A 16,643-nucleotide genomic window follows, 5' to 3' on the forward strand; every position below is an offset into this window, starting at 1 on the left:
ATGCAACAATGGCTCATGAAAAATTTTTGCCCCCCATCGCCGGCCTACCTCGACCACGCCGGCCACCGCTACCGCATGGTCGATCTGCCCGCCGCTTTCGGCGACAACCTCGTCCGCCTGCCCGTGGTCCTGCGGCTGTTGTTGGAAAACCTCATGCGCAACACGGCAGGCGGCGAGCGCGACGCCGGCATCGCCGCCGTCCTCGGCTGGCTCGCGCACGGCACGAGCGAGGCGGAGATCGCCTTCCAGCCGGGCCGCGTGCTGATGCACGACACGACGAGCACGCCGGCGCTGGTCGACATCGCGGGCATGCGCGACGCGCTGCACGACGCAGGCTGGGACCCTGCCGTGCTGAATCCCGGCCTGCCCGTCGACATCTCGATCGACCATTCGCTGGCCGTCGAATTCTTCGCGCAACGCGACGCCGTCGACCGCAACCTGCAACTGGAAATGCGCCGCAACGCGGAGCGCTACACCTTCCTGCGCTGGGCGTCGAAAGTCATGCGTGGCGTACGGATCCATCCGCCCGGCACGGGCATCATGCACACGATCAACCTGGAACAGCTGGCAACCGTCGTCACGACGGAAGAACGGGACGGCGAGACCTGGGTCGTGCCCGACATGATGATCGGCACGGACAGCCATACGCCGATGATCAACGGCATCGGTGTCCTGGGCTGGGGCGTGGGCGGGCTGGAAGCGCAGACGGTGATGTTCGGCATGCCGACGATGCTGCGCGTGCCGGACGTGATCGGCGTGCGCCTGACGGGCCGCCTGCGGGCGGGCGCCGTCGCCACCGACCTCGCGCTGACCGTCACCGAGCGCCTGCGCCGGCTCGGCGTGACGGGCGAGTTCGTCGAGTTCTTCGGCCCCGGCGCCGCGACGCTGAGCGCGGGCGAGCGCGCCGTGGTCGCCAACATGGCGCCGGAGTATGGCGCCACCACCGGCTTTTTCCCCATCGACCGGCACACCCTGGATTATCTCGCGCAGACCGGCCGCGCGGCCGCGCGCCCGGCGCTGGTCGAGGCGTATGCGCGCCGCAACGGCCTGTGGCTCGACCCGGACGCGCGCCCCGTCTACACCCGCACGATCGAGATCGATCTCGACCAGGTCGCGATCCACGTGGCCGGCCCCAGGCGCCCGCAGGACCTGCTGGCCTATACGGAAACGGCGCGCGTCCTGGCCGGACTGGCCTTCGAGCCGGCACCCGGCGCGGACGGGATGCCGCGCCATCCCATCGTCATTGCCGCCATTACCAGCTGCACGAACACGTCGGACCCGCGCCTGCTCGTGGCGGCCGGCCTCGTGGCGCGGCGCGCGCGCGCGCTTGGCCTCACGGTGCCGGCGTGGGTCAAGACGTCGCTGGGTCCGGGCTCGCCCGCCGCCGCCGCGTATCTCGAACGGGCCGGCCTGATCGACGACCTGTCCGCCGTCGGCTTCGACATCGTGGGCTATGGCTGCACGACCTGCATCGGCAACTCCGGTTCGCTGCCGGCGTCCGTGCAGGACGCGCTGGCGCACGGCCGCATCAAACCGGTCGCCGTGCTGTCCGGGAACCGCAACTTCCCGGGCCGCGTCCATCCCGATCTCGACCTCGGCTTCCTGATGTCGCCGCCGCTCGTCATCGCGTTCGCGCTGGCCGGCAACGCCGAGCTGGACCTGGGCCGCGACCCCGTGCAGACGGGCGCCGACGGCAACCCCGTCTACCTGCGCGACCTGTGGCCCGCCGCGGAGGAAGTCGACGCCGTGCTGGCGGCCGCGCTGCGTCCGGACGACTTCCCGACGGCCTTCGCACGCGCGAGCCTGAATCCGGTCTGGCACGCCTTGACGGTGCCGGCCGCGCCGCTGTTCCCGTGGGACGCCGCGTCGACGGCGCTGCGCCGGCCGCCGTTCGCGTCGCTGTCCGAAGGCAGCCAGCTGGGGCACTACACGGCGTACCCGCTGCTGGTCGTGGGCGACGACGTCACGACCGACCACATCTCGCCGGCCAGCGCGATCCCGAAGGACAGCTTCGTCGCCGACTTCCTCGTCGAACGGGGCGACGACCGCGACGACCTGAACGTGTTCGCCTCGCGCCGCGGCAATTGGGAAGTCATGATGCGCGCCGCGTTCTACAGCAAGTCGCTGCGCAACCTGCTGTGGCCGCAGTCGCCCGTCGGGCAGACGCTGCACGTCCCGAGCGGCACGGTGGCGCCGATCTTCGACGTGGCGCAGCGCTACCGCGACGACGGCGCCGCGGTCGTGCTGTTGGCCGGTGAACGCTACGGCACGGGCTCGTCGCGCGACTGGGCCGCGAAGGGCCAGCGCCTGCTGGGCATCCGCGCCGTGCTGGCGCAAAGCTTCGAACGCATCCACCGGTCGAACCTGATCGGCATGGGCATCCTCCCGCTGCGCGTACCGCCCGAATGCGCGCCGGACCGCCTGCGCATCGTGCCGGGCGACCGGATCGGGATCGATGCCCCGGCGGATGCGATCGAGCCGCGCGCAACGATCACGGTACGCGTGCTGCGCGCGGACGGCGGCGTCGAATCGTACGCCGCCACGGCCGCCGTCGAGACGCGGCTCGAAGTCGACCTGCTGCGCCAGGGCGGCGTGATTCCGTACATCCTGCAAAAGTCCATCGCCGGGCAGCGTACGTCATAATATTCGGAAGAGGCCCGCGGGCCGTCATCCACGAATACCATGAACGCCGAAACAACGATCCCGAAACAGATCATCGAACTGATCAAGACCGAAGCCTGGGAGGCAGGCAGCCACCTGCCGGCCCAGATGCTGGCGGACCGGCTGCGCGTGTCGCGCCAGCCGGTCAACAGCGCGCTCGCCCTGCTGCACGACAGGGGCATCGTCACGCGCGAACGCAACCGCGGCTATTTCGTCGCCACGTCACTCGACGAGCCGGTCGCGAACATCGTCGAGCGCCTGGGCCTGGACGAGCCGGACGTCGTCACGAGCGTGTATTTCAGGATCGCCGACGACCTGTTGAAGAACGAGCTGCCGCAAGCGTTTTCCGAGCAGCTGATCAAGACCCGCTACGGCCTGACGGCCGCGCAGCTGAACGCCGTGCTGGGGCGGATCGCCAAGGAAGGCTGGGCCGAGCGCAAGCCCGGCTACGGCTGGACCTTCTCGACGATGCTGACGACGCCGGACAGCCTGCTGCAGTCGTACCGCCTGCGGCTGGCGCTGGAGCCGGCCGCCCTGCTCGAGCCGGGCTACAAGCTGGACCGCAAGATCCTCCAGCAGTGCCGCGAGACGGAGCTGCGGCTGCTGGACGGCGGCATCGAGACGGCAACCGCGGACGAGCTGCACGACCGCGGCGTGCGCTTCCACGAAAGCCTCGTCGAAGCGTCCGGCAACCCCTTCTTCATCGATACGATCAAGCGCGCCAACCGCGTGCGGCGCCTGCTGTCCTACCGCTCGATGACGAAGCGCGACCGCTACCCCGAACACTGCCGCCAGCACCTGCACATCCTCGACCTGCTCGAACGCGACCGCAACGAGGAAGCCTCCGCCTTCATGCGCGAGCACCTGGAACACACGCTGCGCTCACTGGCGAAAATCGAACACATCCTGCAACCCTGAGCCCCCATCCGACACCGACCATGACACCTTCGCCCTCCATCCGCTCCGCCTTCACCCCGACCGGCACGCTGCGCGCTGCCATCAATCTGGGCAATCCCATCCTCGCGCACCAGGGCGCGGACGGCGGCGCGCGCGGCGTGTCGGTCGACCTGGCCGCCGAATTCGCGCGCCTGCTGGGCGTGGACCTGGAACTCGTCGTCGTGGACGCGGCCGGCAAATCGGTGGACGTCGTCGCATCCGGGGCCGCGGACGTCGGCTTCTTCGCCATCGACCCGGTACGCGGCGCGAACATCGCGTTCAGCGCGGCGTATGTGCTGATCGAGGGCTGCTATCTCGTGAAGGACGCGTCGCCCATCCGCGCCAACGAAGAAGTCGACCGGGCGGGCAACCGCGTCGTCGTCGGCAAGGGCAGCGCCTACGACCTGTACCTGACGCGCACGCTGCAGCACGCGCAGATCGTGCGCGCGCCGACCTCGCCCGCCGTCGTCGACACCTTCCTGGCATCGGGCGCGGACGTGGCGGCCGGCGTCAAACAGCAACTGGAAGCGGATGCACGGCGCTCCAGCGGCCTGCGGCTGCTGGACGGCCGCTTCATGGTCATCCAGCAGGCGATGGGCACGCCGAAAAGCCGCGGCGAGCGGGCGGCCGCGTTCCTCGCGCAGTTCGTCGAACGGATGAAGGCGGGCGGATTCGTGGCCGACGCCCTCGCCCGCCACGGCGTCGAGGGCGCGTCGGTCGCGCCGGCCGCGGGTTGAACGGGACGCCGCGTGCGATGGCCGGCGCCGCTCAGTCCTTGCCCGGATAGAGCGGCGCCTGTCCGGGCAGCGCCTCGGTGGCGGCCGGCAGCGGGCCATCGATGCGGTTGACGACGACGTTGTCGAAATACGGCATGCTGAAGCCCCGGTTCGTCGGCCCCGCCATCAGGCCGGCCATCCCGTGCCCGTAAAGCGCGTCGTCGGCCTGCACGACCAGTTTGCCGTCGACGAAGCCGCGGATGGTCGAACCTTCGAAGCGCAACCTGAGCGTGTGCCAGCCGTCGCCGCCGGCGGCCGCACCGGTGGCCAGCACCTTCTCGCCGCCCTCGCCGGCCTCGTTCTGCGCCTTGATCAGGGCCTGCTGCTCGCCGTCGCCGACGAGCGCCTTCTTGTCGGCCTTGCCGCGCACGACGACGAGGCTCACGCGGCCTCCCGCCTCCAGCTGCAGGTAGTAACCCTTGGGGATGGTGCCGAAGCCGGTGCCCACGTGGTTCACCCGGCCCATCACGGCCGCGGATTCGCCGGGGCCGACGTGCACGTCCGCGCCGGCCTCGTAATCGGTCCACGCATCGTCGCCGATGATCGTATAGGGCTTCCATTCCGGCGCCCAGGAAAGTGTCGGCACGGGCACGGCCTGATGCAGGCACGTCCCGGGCCGTGCCGGACAAGCGGCCAGTTCGAACGCGCCGGCGATGTCCGCGAAATAGCGCGGCAGGTAGCCCCACCGCCGCGGGTGCCCATACCCGTCGAACGTCTCGCGGTAGGGGAACGGGAATGGCCGCAGCGGCGGCACGTCGGCGAAGCCGCCCTTGCGCTGGCCGCGCGTCGTCGTGAGCGAATACACGGCGTTCGGTTCGAGCGTCAGCGCGACCGCCCCGCCGACGGGCACGAGATCCGCCTGGCGCGCGAAATAGTCGTGCGTATTGCTGCGCCAAACGGCGAGGCCCGTGTGCGCCAGGCCGCGCCCGACCACGAAGCGCACCTGCTGCGGCGCCGTGGCCTTGCGGGTCTCGATGATGACGCTGTAATCCTTGCCGGGCGATTTCAGCGTGACATACGTGCCGCCCCCGGCCAGGTCGCCGCTGGCACCATTCAGGTAGGTCCAGCCGACGCGCGTGAACTGGCCATAGTGGGCATAGCCCCACAGGCTGGGGTTCGGTTCGTAATGGCCGCTCCACGGCCAGTTCGCGCGCAGCGCCGCTTCCTTTTCGCCGGAATAAGGCTCCATCGTGTACAGGCCCGCGATGCCGTACCAGTTGACGAAGCGCGTCATGCCGCTGCGGATATAGTTCTCGTTGAACGATTCGACGTTCCCGATCAGGCCTTCGTAGCCGGCCTTGTAGACATGCGCCTCCGTGTTCCACAGCGGCTTGCCCAGCCGCGCCGCCGTGGCGCGCACGCCGGCGGGGACGGTCGAGGTGTCCGTGTTGACGTGCGCGCCGATCGCGCCGATCGCCGCGGCCAGCTCGGGATCGGCGTCGAGGTCCTTGACGAAGTCGAACTTCGATTCGTCGGGCCAGTTGTCGAATGCGTGCAGCCTGACCTTGCCGAACCCGTTGCCGTCCAGCGTCTTGCGCATTGCCTTGACCAGGCCGTAGCTGACACCCTTCTCGTTGCGCATGCCGAGCGCGTCCATCTGGAGCCCATAGACATCGCGCAGGCCACGCAGCCACGCCACATAATAGTCCGCCGTGTCCTGCGAGAAGAAACGCGCATCGCCACTGCCGCCGCCGAACAGGCCGCCGCTGTCGCCGATCCAGCCCGGCGCGCTCCAGATGGTGCCGTCCAGCGCCAGCAGCGGGTTGCGCTTGTGCGCCTCCGTCATCACCCACCAGGTGTAGCCGCGGTCGTAGTTCAAGTCGTCGCGCGTGTGCATGTGGCTGGGCATCGAGCCCTGGGTCGAGTTGCCGTCGCCGGGAATTTCCACGTACAGCGCGCTCACCGAGGCGCCGAAGTCCGGCTTGTAGATCAGGTCGAGGATCTGACTGCGTTGCGGTTCCGGATAGTCCTTCAGCAGCACGGACGTGCCGCCGCCGCCGTCGACGACGCCGAATCCTTCGAACCGCCTGCCGCCGGCGTCGCCCTCGAGTTGCACGGTCTGGACGGCGCGCGCCGGCTCGGCCGCGCGCGCCGCCATCGCCACGGACAGTCCGCCCAGCGCCGTCATCAGCAAGCGGGTCAAGCGTGTATGCATGGATGCTCCATAGGTTGTCGACATCTCCGAAGATCACGTCGCCCGATCTGCCCCGGAAAGCGTCGGATGCGCCTGCGAACGTGAGCGTCGATTGTAACTCAAGCAGTGGTATCGATCACGTCCTGGCGCCTGCGACGGCACCCGCAACGCCACGGTGCACGCCATGGACGCGCATTTGCGGCAACTGCTCGCGGAACGGGCATACCGCCGGACGAAAACAAAAAGGCCAGCTGATCGCTGGCCTTCTGTCTTGTCCCCACTCATTGAATCGGGACCTGAATCCTGGTGGGCGGTGCAAGTTTCGAACTTGCGACCCCAGCAGTGTGAATGCTGTGCTCTACCCCTGAGCTAACCGCCCTGCTTTCTACTGCTTTGCTGCGATTGCATCGCTGCAATGACGAGCATTATAGGGGGCGTTTTGCGTTTTGTCACCCCTGCGGAGAATATTTTCTCCAAACACATTCGCCTTTCACGCCTTTGTCGAGCGCGGCGAGGATGTTGTCGTGTTCGGCGAGGTCCTCGGCGCTGGCCGGGACCACGAGGATGTCGCCCAGCGGACCGGCCTCAAGCACGAGGCCGCCGCTGCCCGCTTCGACCTCGACGTCCATCGACAAGGTGTTCTGGCCGCGCGTCATCGCCAGGTAGACGTCGGCCAGCAGCTCCGAGTCCAGCAATGCGCCGTGCAGCTTGCGGTGCGCGTTCGAGATGCCGTAGCGGTCGCACAGCGCATCCAGCGAGTTGCGCTTGCCGGGGTGCAGTTCCTTGGCGTGCACGAGGGTGTCGATCACGCTGGAACAATGTTCGACGAATGGCGGCAGGCCCATGCGTTCGAATTCGTGGTTCAGGAACGCGAGGTCGAACGGCGCGTTATGGATGATGATCTCGGCGCCCTGCACGAATTCGCGCAGCTCGTGGGCGATCTCGTGGAATTTGGGCTTATCGCTGAGGAATTCGGTCGTCAGGCCGTGGACCGCCAGCGCCGCTTCGTCCGAGTCGCGCTCGGGATTGATATAACGGTGGAAGTTATTGCCGGTCAGTTTGCGGTTGAAGATTTCGACGCAACCGACTTCGATGATGCGGTCGCCGGTGCGCGGATTCAGGCCTGTGGTTTCGGTATCGAGGACGATTTGGCGCATGCGCGTGAAGACTCAAAAAGCGTTAAGAAGAACCAATTAGTATAGCAAAATCAGCGCTTTACCGACGCCGCGCCCATGTTCGCCAGCACGTCCGCGCGCTCGTTGCCGGGGTGGCCGTTGTGCCCGCGCACCCAGCGCCATTCGACGGCGTGCTGCTGCTGGGCGGCGTCGAGGGCCTTCCACAGGTCGTCGTTCTTGACCGGCTCCTTCGCCGCCGTCTTCCAGCCGCGCGCCTTCCAGCCGTGGATCCATTCCGAGATGCCCTTCTGCACGTACTGGCTGTCCGTATGCAGCACGACCTCGCACGGCCGGTTGAGCGTGGTCAGCGCCTCGATCACGGCCCGCAATTCCATGCGGTTGTTGGTCGTGTTCGGCTCGCCGCCGAAGATCTCCTTTTCGTGGCCGCCATCGGCCACGAGCAGCGCGCCCCAGCCGCCGGTGCCCGGATTCCCCTTGCAGGCGCCATCGGTAAAAATCTCAACTTTGGTCATGCTGCGCTTTCTTCCTTGTACGTGTTACTTGTGATGTTCGTTGCGGTTGGTCGCCGGCACCGCCTGCGGCGCCTTGCTCGGCTTCTTGTTCCAGGCCGGACCGATGATGTGCATGCCCTTCACGCGCTTGATCGCGTGCACCATGTACACGGCGCCGAGATACGGCCACCAGCGCCGCCCCGCCCCTTCGACGAAGGCGAACCGGTTGAGCCACTGCGCGGTCCGGAACGGCGGCGCGTAACAGCCGAAATGGCTGCGCGTGACGCCGAGATTCAACAATTTTAACCAGTCTTTCAGGCGCGGCATAGAAATGAACTCGCCCGCGGCCGGCAGGTAGTCGCTGCTCGTGATGCGCCCCATCCCCTGACGCACGCCCCACAGGCTGGCCGGATTGAAGCCGCAGATGATCACCTGGCCCTCCGGGATCAGCACCCGCTCGACCTCGCGCAGCACCTGGTGCGGCTCGGCCGCGAACTCGAGCACGTGCGGCAGCACGACGAGGTCCAGGCTCTGCGACGCGAACGGCAGGTCGGCGAAGTCGAGCGCCACAGCGATCTGCTTGCCCTTCGTCGCATAGGCCAGTTCGTCGGCCGTCGAGGTGCGCGTCGCCGCCTGCCATTTATTGGGCATGCGGTTGGCGGCCAGCGCGTCGATCTGGGGCACGCCGATCTGGATCGCGTTGAAGCCGAAAATATCGACCGTCAACTCGTCCAGGCACGCCTGCTCCCACGCGCGCACGTACGCGCCCGCCGGCGATTGCAGCCAGCGGTCGAGCGCTATAATGGATTTTTCGGATGCCGCGCTGTCCATGCCCAACCTTTATTCATACCCCTATGACTCCCTCGCCCACTGAACTTGCCGTACTGACCGTGCCAGCGTTCAAGGATAATTACCTGTGGCTCATCCATGACGGGGTCCATGCGGCTGCGGTCGATCCGGGCGACGCCGAACCGATCCTCGCGGCCCTGCGGGCAAATGGGCTCACCCTGACCGCCATTCTACTCACCCATCACCATGCTGACCACATCGGCGGCGTGATGCGCTTGCTCGAACACAGCAACGTGCCCGTGTTCGGTCCCCGCAACGACGGCATCGCGCTGGTCAATCATCCGCTGGGCGAAGGCGATCGCGTCCGGGTGCCCGGCCTCGCACTCGACCTCGCCGTGCTGGACGTCCCCGGCCACACGAACGGCCACATCGCCTATGTCCGCGAGGACGGCGGCGCCCACTGGCTGTTCTGCGGCGACACGCTGTTCGGCGGCGGCTGCGGCCGCCTGTTCGAAGGCACGCCCGCGCAGATGGCGGCGTCGCTGGCCAAGCTGGCCGCCCTGCCCGACGATACGCTGATCTATTGCGCCCACGAATATACCTTGTCCAACCTGCGCTTCGCCGAAGCGCTGGAACCGGGCAACCGGGCGCTGCAGATGCGCATCGCCAACGACAGCCAGCTGCGCGGCACGCACCTGCCGACGATCCCGTCGACGATCGCGATCGAAAAGGCAACCAACCCCTTCCTGCGCACGCGCGAATCCACGATCATCGCCAGCCTGGCGGCGGCCGGCCGCCTCGGTGCCGATACGGACCCGGTGGCCGTGTTCGCCGCGCTGCGCGAGTGGAAGAACGTGTTCTGAGCGCGCCGTGATCGCGGTGCGCTGCTATGCCGATCCGGTCAGTCCGTATGCATGGCTGGGCCTGCGCGATCTCGACCGCATCGAGGCGGCCGGTGCGCACATCGTCATGGTGCCCGTGCTGTTCGCGGGCCTGTTGAGCGCGCACGCGAATATCGGCCCCGCCGAGGTGGAGGCCAAGCGCCGCTACCTGTTCCGCGACGTGATGCGCGAAGCGGCCCGGCGCGGCCTGCCCTTCGCCGGTCCGCCCGGCCATCCGTTCAATCCGCTGACCGCGCTACGGATGTGCACGGCGGTGAACGAGGACGCGGCACGGCGCAGGCTGCTGGTCGCCTTCACCTGCGCGACCTGGGAGCGGGGCGAGAACCTCATGGACGATGCGACGCTCGTGCGCCTGGCGGACGAGGCCGGGCAGGACGGCACCGCCCTGCTGGCAGCGGCGCGGACGCCGACCATCAAGCAGGCGCTCGCGGATGCGACGGCACAGGCCGCGGCGGAGGGTGTGTTCGGGGTGCCGACGTTCCGGATCGGGGACGATGCCGCGCTGTTCTGGGGCGCGGACCGGATCGACGCCCTGCTCTGGCGCCTGCAGGGCAACGGGATCGATGAAGCGGTGTTGCGGGAATTCGTCGGCCGGGCGCCGCTGGCGCAGCGCAAACGTTGACGCAACCGCCGTCACCTGCGGTTGCGTCAAAGGCACGCTCAGATTTCTTCGTACAGCGGCAGCGTCAGGAACTCGGCGAAGTCTTCCGACGTCGACATCTGTTCGAAGATCTGGGCGGCGCGGTCATAGGTCGGGCTGTCGCCGTTCGGGGCGGCCGCTTTCGCGTTGGCCAGCTCTTGCGGGATCATCGCACGCACCATCTCGGCCGTGACCTTGCGGCCGTCTTCCAGCACGCCCTTCGGCGAACGGATCCACTGCCAGACCTGCGAACGGCTGATTTCGGCCGTTGCGGCGTCTTCCATCAGGTTGTGGATCGGCACGCAGCCGTTGCCGGCGAGCCAGGCGCCCAGGTAGTGGATGCCGACGTTGATGTTGTAGCGCAGGCCCGCTTCGGTGATCGGGGTTTCCGGACGGAAGTCCAGCAGGTCCTTGGCCGTCACCTCGACGTCCGGACGCAGCTTGTCGATCTGGTTCGGACGGTCGCCCAGCACCTTCTTGAATTCCGTCATCGCCAGGTCGACGAGGCCCGGGTGCGCGACCCAGCCGCCGTCGTACCCGTCGGTCGCGTCGCGTGCCTTGTCGCTGCGCACGCCGCCCATCGCGACTTCGTTCTTTTCCGGATCATTCTTGATCGGGATCAGTGCCGACATGCCGCCGATCGCCGGCGCGTTACGCTTGTGGCAGGTCTTCAGCAGCAGCAGCGCGTAGGCACGCATGAACGGCGCCGTCATCGTGACCTTCGGACGGTCGGCCAGGCAGAAGTCCTTGTCCAGCTTGAACTTCTTGATGCACGAGAAAATATAATCCCAGCGGCCCGCGTTCAGGCCGGCACTGTGTTCGCGCAGTTCGTACAGGATCTCGTCCATCTCGAACGCGGCCACGATCGTCTCGATCAGCACGGTCGCCTTGATGGTGCCTTGCGGCAGGCCCAGTTCGTTCTGCGTCATGACGAAGATATCGTTCCACAGGCGCGCTTCCAGGTGCGATTCCATCTTCGGCAGATAGAAGTACGGACCGGCGCCGCGGGCCAGTTGTTCCTTGGCGTTGTGGACCATGAACAGGGCGAAGTCGAAGATGCCGCCGGAGATGCGCTTGCCGTCGACGAGCACGTGCTTCTCGTCCAGGTGCCAGCCGCGCGGACGGACGACCAGCGTGGCGACCTTGTCGTTCAGCTTGTATTGCTTGCCGTTCTGTTCCAGCGAAATCGTCTTGCGCACGGCGTCGCGCATGTTCAGCTGGCCGGTGAGCTGGTTGTCCCAGTTCGGGGTGTTCGAATCCTCGAAGTCGGTCATATAGCTGTCCGCACCCGAGTTCAGCGCATTGATGACCATCTTGCGTTCGACCGGACCGGTGATTTCCACCCGGCGGCATTCCAGCGCCTTGGGAATCGGGGCGATCTTCCAGTCGCCGTTGCGGATGTGCGCGGTTTCCGGCAGGAAGTCCGGACGCTCGCCGGCATCCAGGCGTTTGGCGCGCTCGACGCGGGCAGCCAGCAATTGCTGGCGGCGCGGCTCGAATTCGCGGCTCAGTTTCGCTACCAGCGCGAGCGCTTCCGGCGTCAGGATATGTTCGTAGCCGGGCTTGATCTCGGCCCGGATTTCCATTCCGGCTGGGGTGGCGATGGTCATTGCTTTCTCCTGTTCTAGTATGAAATTCGGCTTTACCGCACCGGCTTGGCACAAGCCGCCTTGGCGTTTGATATTGCTTCAAGTATATTCACTATTACTTGCCTAAACGAGACAAAAAATATATTCATTTGTGCGTTTTTGTCACAGATCAACACCAGACTCGGGGATTTCCGTTGGACCATTTTCGTCAGATATCGACGTTCGTCGAAGTCATCGCCCGCGGCAGCCTGTCGGCCGCGGCACGGGCCGAAGGGATTGCGCCGGCCATGATCGGACGCCGCCTGGATGCGCTGGAAGCGCGGCTGGGCGTCAAGCTGCTACAGCGTACCACGCGCAAGCTGGCGCTGACGGACGAAGGCGCGGCGTTCCTTGAGGATTGCCAGCGCATCCTTGCCGAGCTCGAAGAAGCGGAAGCGGCCGTGTCGGAACGGAGCGCGCGGGCGACGGGGCACCTGGTCGTCTCCGCGCCGGCCGGCTTCGGGCGCCAGCACGTGGCGCCGCTCGTGCCCTCCTTCCTCGCCGAACATCGCGAGGTGAGCGTCAACCTGAACCTGTCCGACCGCGTCGTCGACGTCATCGGCGAAGGCGTGGACATCGCGATCCGCATCGCCAGCCTGACGGACTCGAACCTGGTCGGCGTCAAACTGGCCGACAACCACCGCGTCGTCGTCGCCACCCCGGGTTATCTGAAGCGCTACGGCACGCCGCAGACGCTCGACGATCTCGGCAAGCATAATTGCCTGGCGATCAGCAGCCAGGGCAGCCAGCGGGGCTGGACGTTCCGCGACCACGGCAAGATCGTCACGATGAAGGTGGGCGGCAACATGGTATGCAACGACGGCGCAGTCCTGCACGACTGGGCGATGGCCGGCCGCGGCCTGGCCTGGCGGTCGATGTGGGAAGTCAGTTCGGAAATCGAAAGCGGCCTGCTGGTGCCGGTGCTGGAGCAGTTCGCGGCGCCGGGCAACGATATCTATGCGGTGTTCGCGCAGCGCCGTCACCTGCCGCTGCGGATCCGCGTATTCGTCGATTTCCTGCGCCACGCCTATTCGCAGCCGGATTACTGGCGGAACAGCCTGGGCAAGATGCGGGAGATATGAACGCGATGCCCTGAAACGGATGGGCAAAAAAAAATCCTCGGAGACCCGAGGATTTTTTGTCAGACATTCAGCCGATTACAGCGGCTGGATGTTCGATGCTTGTTTGCCTTTCGGACCAGAGGTCACGTCGAAAGAAACGCGCTGGTTCTCTTGCAGCGACTTGAAGCCTTGCGATTGGATCGCCGAGAAGTGCGCGAACAGGTCTTCGCCGCCTTCGTCCGGGGTGATGAACCCGAAGCCTTTGGAGTCATTGAACCATTTTACGATGCCAGTTGCCATTACAATTTCCTATTTCAGTTGAAGTGGACAGAAGTCCGTTTACGATCGTTTGAAGAAGCAAGAAACAAATGACAGACTAACTGCACTGCTACCGCGAATCCAACGATCCCTAATTATACCGAATAAACCCGCACGTACACGGTTTTCGCAAAATAAAACCGGGATCAGTAACAATTCCTATCATCAACCTTTTACCGATCCCGTTTGCTTCGGCAGTACGCAAAATATAGGGCATGGAAGCAGATAAAGTTTGTCCTAAATCAAACGATTCAGGGACAGCTTCTTTGCCGTAACGCTAAACGGCCGAGTCGTCGCCGGGATAGGCCGCTTTCGGGTCGACGATTCCCCAAGCAACGAACACGTCCAGTTCGGCCAGCCATGCATCCCATTCCTGCCGCGCGACGCCGTCGAACGTCATCAGGACGCGCAAACGCTGTTCCAGCATGCGCGCCTGCTGCCCGAGGATGCGGAAACCGAACGTGGCGGATGAGCCGGCCAGCGTATGCAGCACCGCATGCATTTGTTCGATCAGCGCCAACGGCGGATGACTCGAATCGAATTCGTTGCGCGCAGCCGACAGGCGCCCGAGCGTCTGCGGCAGGCTCGCCGCAAATTTATCGTTCAGCTCCGCCAGGCGCGCGAAGAACTCCGCATCCGCACTCGCACTCATTTGGTGCCGAAGATACGGTCGCCCGCGTCGCCCAGGCCCGGCACGATGTACGCGTGGTCGTTCAGTTTGTTGTCGAGCGAGGCGACGTACAGCTTCACGCCCGGATGCGCCTGGTGGAACACCGCGACGCCTTCCGGCGCCGCGACGAGGGCGAGGAAGATGATCTGGTCGTCCGTCACGCCGCGCTTCTTCATCACGTCGACCGCGTGCACGGCCGAGTTGCCCGTCGCGACCATCGGATCGCACAGGATGAATGTGCGCTCGGCCGTGTCCGGCAAGCGCACCAGGTATTCGACGGGCATGTGCGTATCCGGGTCGCGGAATACGCCGATGTGGCCGACGCGCGCCGACGGCACCAGCTCCAGCAGGCCGTCGCTCATGCCGATGCCGGCGCGCAGGATCGGCACGATGGCCAGCTTCTTGCCCGCGATGACGGGCGCATCGATCGTCATCAGCGGCGTGTCGATCTCGCGCGTCGTCAGCGGCAGGTCGCGCGTGATCTCGTAACCCATCAGCAGCGTGATCTCCCGGAGCAGTTCGCGGAACGTGCGCGTGGACGTGCCGCGGTCGCGCATGTGCGACAGCTTGTGCTGGATCAGGGGATGGTTGAGGATGAACAGGTTCGGGAAGCGCGGATCTTGTTTCATGAGTGGGAATCGTGCGTAGGCCGTCACTTGTGGCGCCGGCATGGTTTTCGGTAAATGGCGAGCATTATCCCAGCCACGCGCCCGTTTGTCCCGTCCTTTGTCGAAGTTTCATGGCGACGTTCACTCGACGAGGGCGCGCGCCAGGATCGCGGCGCAGTCGGCGCCGTCCGGCAGCCGGCCGAACGCGCCGCCGACGTCGACCGCGATGCGCGACGCCACGAACGCAGCGGCGACGAAAGACGGCGCACGGCGCAGCAACAGCCCGGCCTGGACGGCCACGACCAGTTGCTCGGCGAGGCGGCGCGCGCCGAATTCGTCGGCCGCCGGGGTGCCCAGCCCATCCAGCAGGCGCGCGCAATACGCGTCGAAGCGGGGGTCGCGGCCGCGAGCCAGCGCCAGCTCCGCGGCCAGCGCGTCGCGTGGTTCCGGGCCCTTGGCGAACGCGCGCAGCACGTCCAGGCACATCACGTTGCCCGAACCTTCCCAGATGGAGTTGACGGGAAATTCGCGATACAGGCGCGCCAGCGGGCCGTCCTCCACGTAGCCGTTGCCACCCATGACTTCCATCGCCTCGGCGCCGAATGCCGGCCCGCGCTTGCACAGCCAGTACTTGCCGGCCGGCGTCAGGATGCGGCCCAGCGCCGCTTCGCGCGGGTCCACGGCGCCGTCCGGCCCCACGTCGACGCAGCGCGCGAGGCGCAGCGCGAACGCGGTGGCCGCTTCCGATTCCAGCGCTAGGTCGGCCAGCACGTTTTGCATCAGGGGCTGCTCGGCCAGCCGGCGCCCGAACGCGCTGCGGGCGCGGGCGTGGTGCAGCGCATGGCACAGGGCCGCGCGCATGATGCCGGCCGTGCCAGTCACACAGTCCAGGCGCGTGTGGCTGCCCATTTCGAGGATCGTCGGGATGCCGCGCCCTTCCTTGCCGATCATCCAGCCGACGGCATCGCAGAACTCGACCTCGGACGACGCGTTCGACTTGTTCCCCAGTTTGTTCTTGAGGCGCTGCACGCGGATCGCGTTGCGGGTGCCGTCCGGCAGGTAACGCGGGACAAAGAAGCAGGACAGTCCGGCGCTGCCGCCCTCGGTAGCCTGGGCCAGGACGAGGTGGGCGTCCGACTGCGGCGCCGAAAAGAACCATTTGTGGCCGACGAGACTCCAGGCGTCGCGCCACGCCGCCCCGAAGCGGGTGGCGGCGACGTCCGGGCTCATGCGCGTGGCCCGCGTCGTGTTGGCGCGCACGTCCGTGCCGCCCTGCTTTTCCGTCATGCCCATGCCGATCAGTGCGCCGTGCTTGCGCTCGATCGGCAGCGAGCGCGGATCGTACGTGCGCGACAGGATTTTCGGCAGCCAGTGCGCCGCGATGCCCGCATGCTGGCGCAGCGCCGGCACCGCCGCGTACGTCATCGTCACCGGGCATTGCGAGCCGTTCTCGACCTGGCCGAACAGCAGGTAGGCCGCCGCGCGCGCGACCTGGGCGCCGGGACGCGCCGCTTCCCACGGCAGCGAATGGGCGCCGTAATCGATCAGGAGGCGCATGAGTTCATGCCATGCCGGATGGAACTCGACCTCGTCGACCCGATTGCCGCCGCGGTCGAAGTTCACGAGCCGCGGGGGGAACTCGTTGGCCAGCCGCCCCAGGTCGAGCACGCCGGCAGCGCCGAGCGCCTGCCCCAGCCGGTCGAGGTCGGCGCCCGCCCAGCCGGCTCCTTCGTGCTCCAGCGCTTCACGCAGCGCGGGGTCGCAGGCGAACAGGTTGACGTCCCCGAACGGCGGCGCCTGGTTGAAAACCTCGTGGGTGTCGAAACGGTTCATGGCGTCTCCTCCGGGTGGCCCGCACGCCCAGCTGTTGCAACTGAGCATCATAATATCGGT

General features: G+C 66.6%; 15 protein-coding genes and 1 tRNA gene. 6 read left to right on the forward strand and 10 right to left on the reverse strand.

The window, feature by feature from the left end:
• Positions 1 to 15 precede the first annotated feature (15 nt).
• Genes acnA through ASC93_RS25425 form a run of 3 tightly spaced genes read left to right on the forward strand, consistent with a single transcriptional unit; the run spans position 16 to position 4,334 of the window.
• Positions 16 to 2,643 (forward strand): aconitate hydratase AcnA, encoded by a 2,628-nt coding sequence (gene acnA, locus ASC93_RS25415; protein WP_056449340.1) that lies wholly within the window; start codon positions 16 to 18, stop codon positions 2,641 to 2,643.
• A gap of 39 nt (positions 2,644 to 2,682) precedes the next feature.
• Positions 2,683 to 3,579 carry a GntR family transcriptional regulator gene (locus tag ASC93_RS25420; protein ID WP_056449343.1) on the forward strand — a complete coding sequence of 299 codons (897 nt, stop codon included), beginning with the start codon at positions 2,683 to 2,685 and terminating at the stop codon, positions 3,577 to 3,579.
• Between the two features lie 20 nt (positions 3,580 to 3,599).
• On the forward strand, positions 3,600 to 4,334 hold the full coding sequence (locus ASC93_RS25425) for an ABC transporter substrate-binding protein (RefSeq protein ID WP_056449347.1): 735 nt from the start codon (positions 3,600 to 3,602) through the stop codon (positions 4,332 to 4,334).
• A 31-nt stretch (positions 4,335 to 4,365) separates the two neighbouring features.
• Here the strand turns inward: ASC93_RS25425 and ASC93_RS25430 are convergent, their stop codons facing one another.
• The 5 genes from ASC93_RS25430 to ASC93_RS25450 all read right to left on the reverse strand — a co-directional run bounded on the left by ASC93_RS25430 (position 4,366) and on the right by ASC93_RS25450 (position 8,965).
• Entirely contained in the window at positions 4,366 to 6,528 is a 2,163-nt protein-coding gene (locus ASC93_RS25430) for a galactosylceramidase (protein WP_162251948.1), read from the reverse strand.
• 283 nt (positions 6,529 to 6,811) lie between these two features.
• Positions 6,812 to 6,886: transfer RNA gene (locus ASC93_RS25435), tRNA-Val, on the reverse strand.
• A 70-nt stretch (positions 6,887 to 6,956) separates the two neighbouring features.
• Entirely contained in the window at positions 6,957 to 7,664 is a 708-nt protein-coding gene (gene dnaQ, locus ASC93_RS25440) for a DNA polymerase III subunit epsilon (protein WP_056449350.1), read from the reverse strand.
• 50 nt (positions 7,665 to 7,714) lie between these two features.
• Positions 7,715 to 8,155: a ribonuclease HI gene (rnhA, locus tag ASC93_RS25445; RefSeq protein WP_056449351.1), complete on the reverse strand. Its 441-nt coding sequence runs from the start codon at positions 8,153 to 8,155 to the stop codon at positions 7,715 to 7,717.
• Positions 8,156 to 8,179: 24 nt separating this feature from the next.
• The gene (locus ASC93_RS25450; RefSeq protein WP_056449359.1) at positions 8,180 to 8,965 is read right to left on the reverse strand and encodes a class I SAM-dependent methyltransferase; all 786 of its coding nucleotides are present in this window, start codon (positions 8,963 to 8,965) and stop codon (positions 8,180 to 8,182) included.
• A gap of 23 nt (positions 8,966 to 8,988) precedes the next feature.
• Between ASC93_RS25450 and gloB the strand changes: the two genes are divergently transcribed.
• Both gloB and ASC93_RS25460 read left to right on the forward strand, forming a co-directional pair.
• Positions 8,989 to 9,786: a hydroxyacylglutathione hydrolase gene (gene gloB, locus ASC93_RS25455; protein ID WP_056449362.1), complete on the forward strand. Its 798-nt coding sequence runs from the start codon at positions 8,989 to 8,991 to the stop codon at positions 9,784 to 9,786.
• A gap of 7 nt (positions 9,787 to 9,793) precedes the next feature.
• A complete protein-coding gene (locus tag ASC93_RS25460) occupies positions 9,794 to 10,447 on the forward strand; it encodes a 2-hydroxychromene-2-carboxylate isomerase (protein ID WP_056449373.1) in 654 nt (217 codons plus the stop codon).
• A 38-nt stretch (positions 10,448 to 10,485) separates the two neighbouring features.
• On the opposite strand, the gene aceB is transcribed toward ASC93_RS25460, so the two are convergent.
• Positions 10,486 to 12,075 (reverse strand): malate synthase A, encoded by a 1,590-nt coding sequence (gene aceB, locus ASC93_RS25465; RefSeq protein ID WP_056449382.1) that lies wholly within the window; start codon positions 12,073 to 12,075, stop codon positions 10,486 to 10,488.
• A 173-nt stretch (positions 12,076 to 12,248) separates the two neighbouring features.
• Here aceB and ASC93_RS25470 point away from each other — a divergent pair, with 173 nt between their 5' ends.
• Entirely contained in the window at positions 12,249 to 13,175 is a 927-nt protein-coding gene (locus tag ASC93_RS25470; RefSeq protein WP_056449386.1) for a LysR family transcriptional regulator, read from the forward strand.
• 75 nt (positions 13,176 to 13,250) lie between these two features.
• Here ASC93_RS25470 and ASC93_RS25475 read toward each other — a convergent pair whose 3' ends face one another.
• From ASC93_RS25475 to ASC93_RS25490, 4 genes are all read right to left on the reverse strand, one after another.
• Positions 13,251 to 13,454 carry a cold-shock protein gene (locus ASC93_RS25475; RefSeq protein ID WP_036166698.1) on the reverse strand — a complete coding sequence of 68 codons (204 nt, stop codon included), beginning with the start codon at positions 13,452 to 13,454 and terminating at the stop codon, positions 13,251 to 13,253.
• Between the two features lie 295 nt (positions 13,455 to 13,749).
• Complete coding sequence (locus ASC93_RS25480) at positions 13,750 to 14,124, reverse strand: Hpt domain-containing protein (protein ID WP_056449389.1); 375 nt, start codon at positions 14,122 to 14,124, stop codon at positions 13,750 to 13,752.
• Entirely contained in the window at positions 14,121 to 14,771 is a 651-nt protein-coding gene (gene upp / locus ASC93_RS25485) for a uracil phosphoribosyltransferase (protein WP_056449392.1), read from the reverse strand. The genes ASC93_RS25480 and upp overlap by 4 nt, the downstream gene beginning before the upstream one ends.
• 120 nt (positions 14,772 to 14,891) lie before the next feature.
• A complete protein-coding gene (locus ASC93_RS25490) occupies positions 14,892 to 16,583 on the reverse strand; it encodes an isovaleryl-CoA dehydrogenase (RefSeq protein ID WP_056449394.1) in 1,692 nt (563 codons plus the stop codon).
• Positions 16,584 to 16,643 lie beyond the last annotated feature (60 nt).

It is taken from the genome of Massilia sp. Root335, from assembly GCF_001425685.1.
In the GTDB taxonomy this organism is placed as follows: domain Bacteria; phylum Pseudomonadota; class Gammaproteobacteria; order Burkholderiales; family Burkholderiaceae_D; genus Telluria; species Telluria luteola.